At 39.9% G+C, this 9,535-nt stretch carries 9 protein-coding genes and 2 pseudogenes; 3 read left to right on the top strand and 8 right to left on the bottom strand.

Going from position 1 to position 9,535, the window contains the following annotated elements:
- A partial coding sequence (locus LI112_RS03890) for an IS66-like element ISRob1 family transposase (RefSeq protein WP_227190263.1) occupies window positions 1-1,270 on the top strand: 1,270 nt, incomplete at its 5' end.
- A 484-nt stretch (window positions 1,271-1,754) separates the two neighbouring features.
- Window positions 1,755-1,853: pseudogene (locus LI112_RS18665) on the top strand (peptidoglycan-binding protein); the annotation flags it as partial.
- Window positions 1,854-1,938: 85 nt separating this feature from the next.
- On the opposite strand, the gene LI112_RS03880 reads toward LI112_RS18665, so the two are convergent.
- The 5 genes from LI112_RS03880 to LI112_RS03860 all read right to left on the bottom strand — a co-directional run bounded on the left by LI112_RS03880 (window position 1,939) and on the right by LI112_RS03860 (window position 6,060).
- Window positions 1,939-2,580, bottom strand: coding sequence for a hypothetical protein (locus LI112_RS03880; protein WP_227190262.1), 642 nt, complete (start codon window positions 2,578-2,580; stop codon window positions 1,939-1,941).
- 208 nt (window positions 2,581-2,788) lie between these two features.
- Entirely contained in the window at window positions 2,789-3,034 is a 246-nt protein-coding gene (locus LI112_RS03875; protein WP_055060269.1) for a BhlA/UviB family holin-like peptide, read from the bottom strand.
- A 14-nt stretch (window positions 3,035-3,048) separates the two neighbouring features.
- The gene (locus LI112_RS03870; protein ID WP_227190261.1) at window positions 3,049-4,533 is read right to left on the bottom strand and encodes a sensor histidine kinase; all 1,485 of its coding nucleotides are present in this window, start codon (window positions 4,531-4,533) and stop codon (window positions 3,049-3,051) included.
- 163 nt (window positions 4,534-4,696) lie between these two features.
- Window positions 4,697-5,404: a LytTR family DNA-binding domain-containing protein gene (locus LI112_RS03865; RefSeq protein ID WP_227190260.1), complete on the bottom strand. Its 708-nt coding sequence runs from the start codon at window positions 5,402-5,404 to the stop codon at window positions 4,697-4,699.
- A gap of 5 nt (window positions 5,405-5,409) precedes the next feature.
- Window positions 5,410-6,060 carry a hypothetical protein gene (locus tag LI112_RS03860; protein WP_227190259.1) on the bottom strand — a complete coding sequence of 217 codons (651 nt, stop codon included), beginning with the start codon at window positions 6,058-6,060 and terminating at the stop codon, window positions 5,410-5,412.
- Window positions 6,061-7,102: 1,042 nt separating this feature from the next.
- Between LI112_RS03860 and LI112_RS03850 the strand changes: the two are divergent.
- Window positions 7,103-7,663: pseudogene (locus LI112_RS03850) on the top strand (MATE family efflux transporter); the annotation flags it as partial.
- Between the two features lie 126 nt (window positions 7,664-7,789).
- Here the strand turns inward: LI112_RS03850 and LI112_RS03845 are convergent.
- The 3 genes from LI112_RS03845 to LI112_RS03835 form a co-directional block, all read right to left on the bottom strand.
- The gene (locus LI112_RS03845) at window positions 7,790-8,389 is read right to left on the bottom strand and encodes an IS630 family transposase (protein WP_227190267.1); all 600 of its coding nucleotides are present in this window, start codon (window positions 8,387-8,389) and stop codon (window positions 7,790-7,792) included.
- On the bottom strand, window positions 8,359-8,868 hold the full coding sequence (locus LI112_RS03840; RefSeq protein ID WP_227190258.1) for a helix-turn-helix domain-containing protein: 510 nt from the start codon (window positions 8,866-8,868) through the stop codon (window positions 8,359-8,361). The genes LI112_RS03845 and LI112_RS03840 overlap by 31 nt, the downstream gene beginning before the upstream one ends.
- 335 nt (window positions 8,869-9,203) lie before the next feature.
- Window positions 9,204-9,383 (bottom strand): hypothetical protein, encoded by a 180-nt coding sequence (locus LI112_RS03835; protein WP_227190270.1) that lies wholly within the window; start codon window positions 9,381-9,383, stop codon window positions 9,204-9,206.
- Window positions 9,384-9,535: the final 152 nt, after the last annotated feature.

Genomic DNA, 9,535 nt, shown 5'->3' with positions numbered 1-9,535 from the left:
AAAAAATCTCCCTCACAGCAAAGTACTCCATACCATAGATGAAAGGGAACAGATATGCGATAACTGCGGGAGTACGATGGTGAAAGTAGGGGAAGAATTCGTCCGCACGGAAGTACAGTTTATCCCTGCAAAACTCAAGGTGATTGACCATTACCGGGAAACGTATGAATGCAGGTCGTGCCGGAAAAACGGAACTCCTTATATGGAGAAGGCTCCGGTGCCATATCCTCCCGTCCTGCATTCTCTGGCATCTGCATCTACCATCACCTGGCTCATCCACCAGAAGTTTGAATTAAGCATCCCGCTGTACAGACAGGAAAAAGAATGGGAGGCTTTGGGATTACGTTTAAGCAGAGCGACTATGTCAAACTGGCTTCTGGTTGTCTATCGGGACTGGCTTGTACACATCGTCCACCGTCTGAAGCTGGAACTTCTGAAACAGAGATACCTTCATATCGATGAAACACATGTACAGGTGCTGAAAGAACCGGGACGGAAAAATACGTCCGATTCCTATATGTGGGTTTACTGCAGCATCAGAGATGCTGTAAATCCCATCCGCTACTTCGAGTACCAGCCGGGACGAAGCGGGAAATATCCGGAAGCGTTTCTGAGGGAATATGAAGGTTATATCCATACAGACGCTTACTCCGGATACAATGCAGTTTCAGGAGTAAAAAGATGTCTTTGCTATACGCATCTGCGCCGGGCTTTCGTGGATGCGCTCCCAAAAGACATCCATAATTCGGAAGCATCAAAACCTGCGGAAGCAATCCTCCGTCTGAATCAACTCTTTAACATAGAGTCAGAGTTGGAGGCGCTCCCTCCTGATCAGAAGAAAAAAGAACGTCTTATCCGCGAGAAACCGCTTCTCGAGGCTTTTTGGTCATGGGCAGAAAAAAGTGCCATCGGAGAGCTGCCGAAATCCAAACTTTCAAAAGCTTTTCATTACGCCTTAAATAACCGTGAAGGTTTTTGGAATTATCTGGAAGACGGGAATTGTTCCATCAGTAATTCGCTTGCGGAAAACTGTATCCGTCCCTTTGTGATCGGCAGAAAGAACTGGCTGTTCTCCGGCAGTCCGAAAGGGGCGGAAGCCAGTGCAGGAATCTATACACTGGTAGAGACAGCGAAAGCGAATGGGCTTGCCCCGATGAAATATATAAAATATATCCTGTCCGACATGCCGGGGAGTGCTTTTCTTGAACATCCTGAATATCTGGATGATTATCTGCCTTGGAATCCTCTTGTAAAAGAATTCTGTCGATAACCGTTGACCTTTTAGTATAAAAGGCTGACGGTTATTTTTCTATACACTGTTTTATTTGACGCTTACTTTACTTCTTTATTTTACCTCATATAACACCCCATAATATATCTCTGTCACTAACAACACCTAAAAGTCTTCCAACAGTAACAACTGTCTCATTTTCATTCTCAAAAGTCATTGCGCAGTAGCATACGGTACAGCCCAAGGGCTTTTTTCGTTTTCAGCCATCAAATTTGCTCTTCATCACTTGCCGAACATGGATCCTGCCGAAGGCTTCGGAATTATTAAAGCATTGGCCGTATATAAGTGTTCCAAACATTTCAACCAAATTTACCAATTATTCTACGCCGAAAGCTGGAGACATCGTAATGTATCATAATGGGTCGGTATTTAATCATACTGGACTTGTTATTGCTGTTAGTGGTAATTCTTATAATTCCATTAATAACTCTGGCGAAACAACAACTATAATGCCTTTGGGGCCGCCACAAAGCAGGGTGTGAAAAAATTCCAGACTTCTAAGGGATTAACTGCGGATGGAATTGCGGGAAGAGATACTTTTGCAAAGCTTGCAGGTGTTTAACGATTTTTGAACATGCGTCTGACGAGCGCACCTGAGAAAAAGGCACTGCATATGCAGTGCCTTTTCCGAGAAAATGCGAGAAAATCTAATATTCACTGGGAGCGGTATCTTCAAAATCTTCGTTTTCCGATTCACTCACATCAGGTACATATTCATCGGCCTTTTTCTGCGCTTCCTCTAATGTACTGGAAGGTAAATATTCCTCCCCATCACTCGTAAGCTTGATTACTATATTAACGTTATTCTGACTATAATACTCCAGGTCAACATTCAGTCCGGATCGTACAGCACTCCCATTAGCTATATTCAGGACGGCGTTTTCTATATTAAAAACCATATTATAATAATTTCCTGATTCGCCCACTTCTACTGTTATCGTATTTTCATCGGAATACAGAATATTACCAGTGATATATTGGATATCATAAGTTTCTTCCTGTGCAGATTCCTGATCTGCGGGGTCTCCCTGGCTTTGGTAAATTTCCGCTTCTGCGTTATTTCCAGACTGTTGATTCTGCACACTGTCTCCTGGATTTGTTGCCACAGCTGTGGGCGTTGGCTTCCTGGTAACAGCCGTAGTAATGTTTGGAATAAACTTTACAGCATCCTTACCACTTTCGCTTTCCGTTTGCGCGGATTCGTTGCTTCCTGACAATTCACATCCTGTCAGGGTCACCGTGATACCTGTCAATATCACAAAAAACACTTTCAGAATCTTTTTTCTCATTTTTTTATCCTTTCTTTTTTACTTTTTACAATTTTTATTTTACTCTAAATAACTTCCCATTACCTATTTCTGGCACTAATAACACCTAAAAGTCTTCCAATAGAAATAATAGCTGTTTTATCATTCCAAAAAGTCCGTGGCCTATCATACAAGGATACAGGCCACGGACTTTTTTCATCATTTAAGGACATCAATTCTTTTTTTCATCTCATTCCGAACGTGAATCCTGCTTCGCCAGAAGATGGTTCTTTATTTCGTTCAGATCATTCTGAACGGTATAAAGAATCTGATATTTTTCTGTAAGCTTTTCTATTACAGACTGATAATTATTTTCACGTTCTTCCTGTTTCTTGTCCCTCTGCTCATTCGATTTCACTACGTAGATGAGCAGAAATACCGCCACCACTGCCCATATCCCCTGCGACAGAGCGGCATCGAGCATAGTTGTCTCCATGTCCTGTTTCCTCCTTATTCTTCATTTCCAATTATCACAACAGTTTCAAAATATGTAGAGCCATATTGAAAATCAATTTCTCCATCGTATTTTTCAACAATTCTTTTTACACTTTCAATTCCCCAGCCATGTTTTTCTTTTTCCTTTTTATTAGTTAAAAATCTCCCTTTCCTCACTATCGGTGCACTTATACTGCTGTTCTTCACTTTAATAATCAGCATATCATTTACATTGCGAACTACGCAATAAATATTTTTTCTTCCATCTTCACATTTATCCGCAGCTTCTATAGCGTTGTCAAGCAAATTTCCCATAAGCATTATACAATCCGAATCTTCCATGGGGATATTTTCCACCTGAGCATCCAGTTTAAATGAAATCCCTGTTCTTTTCATTTTTCTGTTTTTGATACTCAGCATAAAATCAAGAGTTGATATTCCTGTCCATGTGATTCTATTTCTCGATAAAGAGGTTGCTTGATAATTATTCAAAAATTTCTGAACCTCCTCCACATTTCCATTATCCAAGCACTCTGCCACATAAGAAATTAAATGTTTCTCATCATGTACCAGACATCGGTATCCTTCATATGCACTCTTCAGTTCTTCATACTGTGCTTTAATTACATCATATCTTACATTTAAAATGTTATTCTCCGCTTCGTTAATCCTCTGTTGGAGCCTAATATATGCTATGAAAATACACATCATAATTCCAGTCAAGGCAGCCAATGTTAATGCCAGCTTTTTTCTATCAATCTCACCTTCTCCCAGATTGGCCACTCCCATGAGCAGAAATATTTCTATCCATATCAATATGAACAACTTTTTTTTATGCTCCATAAGCAGTTTTTTCAATAAGCTTACCAATGAATCCACTCTGCTGATAAGCAAAAGTCCAAAACAAATTATGAGGAAAAAGATAATTTCATCTTGTGAATGTATTCTTGGATAGTAAAAGAAATCTTCAAACCTCCGGTTTTGGAAGACTCCTGTATATGCAATATACACTTCCTTTACAAAACCGATATTAACTACATAAACGACCTCCCACAAATATGCTTGAGCAAAGGTACATTGAAAAAAAAGATATAGATACAGCGGTGGAAATATATTCCCCATAATCATCATTGCTATGGATTGATATGACATCCAATATTGTTCAGTCAAATCAAGAGCAATGATTATAAAAAAAACAATTTGCAAAAAAAACAACATTTTTTCTTTTTTGTTTTTCATCCCATGAACTGTAATGATAAGTAAAAGCACACTACAACAGACCCAAAAACGTCCTACACTGTTCCAGTTATTCACCCTGTCCCCAAGCATACATTTTGTCATCTTATACATTCCTGTCATAAGCAGAAATATCAGGCACCCACAAACCATATTAAACTTCTTATCATACTGTATTCTTTTGGGAAATATTTTCCCAAATATACAGAATCCTATTCCTGTCTCCATTAAAGCTGCCAGTCCATATAAAGCAAATTTAGCCATTTGTATTCCCCACACACATATATAATTAACTTATGTCGTTTTCTCTGCTTCTCATCCCCTTCCCTCAGCGGACGATTCAGATTATAGCACAAATAAATCGGCAGAAGTGAAGTGTCCTCTAAATGCAGTTTCATGTCCTCCAATAATCAAATACCATTTGAACTCACCTCTCCCAGAAATCCACGATTGCCTGTTTGACACTTTTAAAGCGTTCCCTGCTTACTGTGACGATATTCCCATTGCGCATATACAGGTCATGGTTTTTCATCCTCATGACGTGCCGGATATTGACAAGATATCCTCTGTCTGCCATGATAAATCCATCCGAAGCCAATTGTTCCTCCAGGGAAGAGAGACTGGCACGTATCCCTGTTTCACCGCTTCTATGGACAAAGACCACATTTTTCCCCTCTTTCCTCAAGTAAAAAATCTCTGAATACGCAAGCTTTTCCAGAGTCCCCTTCTTTTCTATCACATAATATTTTTCGTTTTTTTCCATAAGCATTGGAAAAAGCGCATCGTAGGCCTCGGACAGCTTCCTCTCCAGACGACTCTTGGGAATGTAGCGGAAAGTATTGACCTCATAGGCCTCAATTGCATAATCTGCGTAATTTGTGATAAATATAATCACCGGTTCAGGATAAAGCTTCCGGATTTCTCTGGATACTTCCAATCCATTCTTTCCAGGCATTTCTACATCCAGGATATAAAGATCATAGCAGGTTTCCTTCAAACCGCTGACGAACCATTCTATGCTTTGGAAGGTATCAACTCTGCAGTCTTCCTGCTTTTCTCTGAAATACGCTTCGGTGATTTCTTTTTCTTTATCCAGATAAACAGCTTCATCATCCAGAATCGCCACATTGATCATCTCTGTTATTCCTCCATAAAAGTATAAAACCTGAAATTCTTTACATCGTAAAAATAACTTTCCTCTTCATTAATCACCAACTCATAGACCTCCGGTTCCTCTTGTGTGCTTCCAGAGGCGCGGGAATATTGATAGATATATCTGCCTTCTGCATGATTTTTCACACGGTCTATAATCTCTTCAATCACTTCATTGATCGTCATCGGATTTTCTCTGCTCGGCTTCCACCTGCCAATCATACTGCGGACTTGCGTTTTATTCAGGCGAATCTTCTTTCCTATCAGATATCCTCTGGGGATAAAATCCTCTTTTTTCTTCCCTGTTTTCTCCAGGATTACCCTGACTGTATCCTCCCTGTCATCAAGGGCAAATCCCATATTAGCATACGCCTGCACATGAAGCAATGCCAGATCCAAATATTCCATGTTTTCGGACTGCTGGTACCAGAGCAGAAGCGTCCTTACACTTCTGTGAAATGTTTCTTTGATTGTAATCCCCCGATTCTGCAGGCTTTGCAGCGACAGCATCATCACATATAAATCCTTCATTCCTTCATCATTCATTCTTACGTCTCCTGTTCTTATCATTTTGAAACCGCCCTGTGCTCTTTTTTTGTCTCTGCGGTTTACATCATTATAATCGGAATTCTTCATCAAACACAAAATGTCCTTTAACAGAATGTCAATGTCTCTCAATTTATTCCGGAACCTGTTTTCAAGCTGTGCTTAGGAAATCTCATACAGCCCTGACAGACCATCTAATATTTCAAAAATCTGTTGCCACTGCCTAATCCGTCTATTAAGATAAGAATATAGAAACGGAACCTTAACCTGTCTCAGAAAGATGGGATTTAATTGAAAACAACTGCAATTGGCATAATTCTTCTCTGTTCAATACGCTGGCCGCAAGGATTTGTTCGAAAAAACGGATATCTGGAAAAATAAAGAATACCGATCCATACAGGGAACTTATCTCGTCATTTTCCTTTCCTTCGCAAATGTAAAGGCCTCATTGCTGCACCTACCGGGATCAGGATAATCGTACAACATAACACCAAGCCAAAAATCACGGGCATCGCCGCTATCGGCAGACCGATGCAGACCACATAAGCCACTTTTAAGAATTCCCAGCTTAATTTCCAGCATAGCCAGATAACTAAAAATCCGAAAGAAACTCTCCCGGGAGATCCGGGCTTATGCGGATATCACCCTTAGCATCACAGACAAAACGGCCAGCTGATACAGACGAAGCAACTGATCAAAAAGTACAGCTCCGCTTACCGCACTCCCCGTGAAATAAAAAAGCACCCAGTATCCTGCATTCTACCGCAGCCGACATCAGAAAGAGTATGAGCTTCACACTGCCAGCAAAGAGGCCCTGAAGGAGTTCGGCGTAAAAGCTCTGCCGAAGCCGGAAAAACCGGACACACAGATTGAAAAATTAGAAGCTGAATAGGCCACCACCCGGGACGAATGGAAAAAACTCCGAAAACAGCAGGATCCCCTGAACATCGTTATCAAGAATTTTAATCAGCTGCTGAATAATGATAATATCCATCTTCACTCTGAACATGTTGAGAAGCAGATACCGTCTTCGCCTGATATTTTCCAGAACCAGGAGACGCTCCATTCAACATCTGCTTCAAGAACCAACACTGTTGTTAAAAATAATAATCACGAGAAATCATAACACATTTATGTGATCTCTTAGATTCTCTCCGCCTTGCTTGTATTTTATTTTCTTCATGGGAAATCGGAATTAAAGGTAAGATGGCTTCATATAAATGAGATTTCTGAGTGCACCAGACATGCCAGAGATATCATCAGCCTGGGGTCTGCCGGATTTATCATGCAGCTGACCAACAGTCTGGTAAGTATCTGTTGCAATAATGTTCTTTCAGTAACAGGCGGTGATATTTATATCTCTGTCATGACTATTATATCCAGTGTTCGCCAGATGGTGGAGATGCCTATCCATGCGATCAATGAGGGAACCTCTCCTGTTCTCAGCTACAATTACGGAGCCAGACGTCCTGAAAAGGTAAAAAAAGCAGGCGATTTTTTCTCCCTGCTTCGTAAAGTATTTATCGTGGTTCCACTGACCTATTTTCTGCCCTATGGATTACACATGGGCACAGATGGCGTATTTATGACAGAACCGGTATCCAATGTGATCGGTGGTTCTCTGTGCTTTATTACCATGCTGGTTACCATATTGCCTGAATTAAACAAAATGGAAACTACATATTTCCCAGAATAATATTAATCAGGTTCTTATCTAGTGCATTGTACCGATGATATTTAATCTTACTACCAATTTTTAATTGGTAGTAAGATTCGGATACAATGATATCAGTTTTTCTCTGGCATCACCTGTTTGAAAATGTCATTTAATTTTCGCTTTTGATTTGTTACGTTCTTCTTTCCATGAACTTAATTCTTTACGGAGCCGTTCAATTGTTTCAATACGTCTGGATAAGCATTGCCGTGTCATGACGTTTAATTCAATCTCTGCCATGTCAAGCCAACTGCCGTGCTTCGGGGTGTAATGTATTTCCAGCCTCTTGATAATCCGTCTTGCTTCTGCTGGAGGAAACGTTTTATACAAGGATGCGGGTTTATGAGTGTTTAAGTTATCCATGACAAGAATGATTTTTTCTGCGTCTGGAAACATTACATCTGATAAATACTTTATTTCCTTTGCCCAGTCAGTAGCTTTTCGATGCTCATGTACGCTTACATGATGCATCCCACCAAGTGGTTCAACAAACACAAATATACTGCATGTTCCATTGCGTATGTATTCGGAATCAATTTTGGCATTATCTCCAGGACGCATTGGTAATGATTTTCTTGCATCTCCCAAAAGTTGATATGGTTTTTCATCCATACATACAACAGGCCGTTTAGAATTATATGGAAGTTCATATACATCAAGGACATCTTCCATACAGGCTACAAATTCTGCATCTTCTTTTGAGGGGATGCACCAGTAGTCGTTTTTGTGAGGTCGAAGTTTGTTTTTTTTAAAGCCCGACCAATTGCATTTTTTCCAACTGGTGTATCCAGTACAACTTTTGCTTGTTCTTCGAGAAGACGCAATGTCCAACGAGAATGTCCTTCCGGTGCAGGACTACATGCAATTTCTATCAGACGTGCTTCCGCACGACCATCCAGCTTACGTTTAGCATTGTCTGAATTAATGTTTCGTTGCAAAGTAACAATGCCGTCAATTCCTTTTGTTGAATACAGTTTTACCGTGTTGGTAATTGTTGCAGGGCACACTGCATTGGACTTTGCTGATTGTTCATGGGTAAGGACTTTCCCGTGAGCTTCATCAAGATCCAAAAGAATCTGACATCTGCTCTTTACTGTTTTTGAAGTCTGCTTTTTCCTGAAAGTAGATTTGATGGTCTTTAATTCATCTTCAGTCAGGTTGATATGATATGTTTTTGGTCTTGCCATTTTGTAATTACCGCCTTTTCTTTTAAGTATACATCAAAACGGCGTAAAAAACAGTAATATTTTAACTATATATCATCGGTACACTACACTAGATTTCTCGTGAGGCATCTGTTAACTGCACTTTTTTGACATTGAAAAAGTTATACTCTCGCAAAAAAAAGAAAAACATCATAATGAAGGGGGCAATACACGCTAAAAACATCTTAATATCTTCTAAAAAAACGTATGAAAAAATGGTCAAAAGCAGCGTTTGGTCACCGTAGTATTTACTGCTGTTTGATACCAAATAGCACTCCGCAGCACCAAAATATTGTACACAGAATCACCAGGCAGTACTATATATTGTTTCCTGTACTAGATATCAAGTGCGTTCTATAGACATCCGGGAATGCCATTGCAAAACGGATATCGACATCCTCTTTGTTTTTCATGACTGCATTGACTTCACCACCGATGTAACGGGCAGCTTTGTCAATCTGCAGAAGTATTTCATCGCGTAATGCTAATTTTCTCATAGTTTTCCTTTCGAAGGTTGTTATATAACTGGTTACATGAAGAAAATTTCGCAACATAATTTATAGCAGCGACATTTCTTCACAATATTCCTATTATATATGCTTTACAAAAGGAATTCAAGCCAAAAAGGGTACAAACTCAAGAATGCATA

The sequence above is a fragment of the Blautia sp. 210820-DFI.6.14 genome, assembly GCF_020558815.1.
In the GTDB taxonomy this organism is placed as follows: domain Bacteria; phylum Bacillota; class Clostridia; order Lachnospirales; family Lachnospiraceae; genus Blautia_A; species Blautia_A obeum.
The sequence above is the reverse complement of the archived record's forward strand: the minus strand, read 5'-3'. Positions and strand labels throughout refer to the sequence as shown.

Bases quoted from the DNA above. Each gene is read 5' to 3' on its own strand.
- LI112_RS03880 (WP_227190262.1), bottom strand. From the start codon at position 2,580: ATGAGAAAAAAGATTCTGAAAGTGTTTTTTGTGATATTGACAGGTATC.
- LI112_RS03875 (WP_055060269.1), bottom strand. From the start codon at position 3,034: ATGGAGACAACTATGCTCGATGCCGCTCTGTCGCAGGGGATATGGGCA.
- LI112_RS03870 (WP_227190261.1), bottom strand. From the start codon at position 4,533: ATGGCTAAATTTGCTTTATATGGACTGGCAGCTTTAATGGAGACAGGA.
- LI112_RS03865 (WP_227190260.1), bottom strand. From the start codon at position 5,404: ATGATCAATGTGGCGATTCTGGATGATGAAGCTGTTTATCTGGATAAA.
- LI112_RS03840 (WP_227190258.1), bottom strand. From the start codon at position 8,868: ATGGCAAGACCAAAAACATATCATATCAACCTGACTGAAGATGAATTA.
- LI112_RS03835 (WP_227190270.1), bottom strand. From the start codon at position 9,383: ATGAGAAAATTAGCATTACGCGATGAAATACTTCTGCAGATTGACAAA.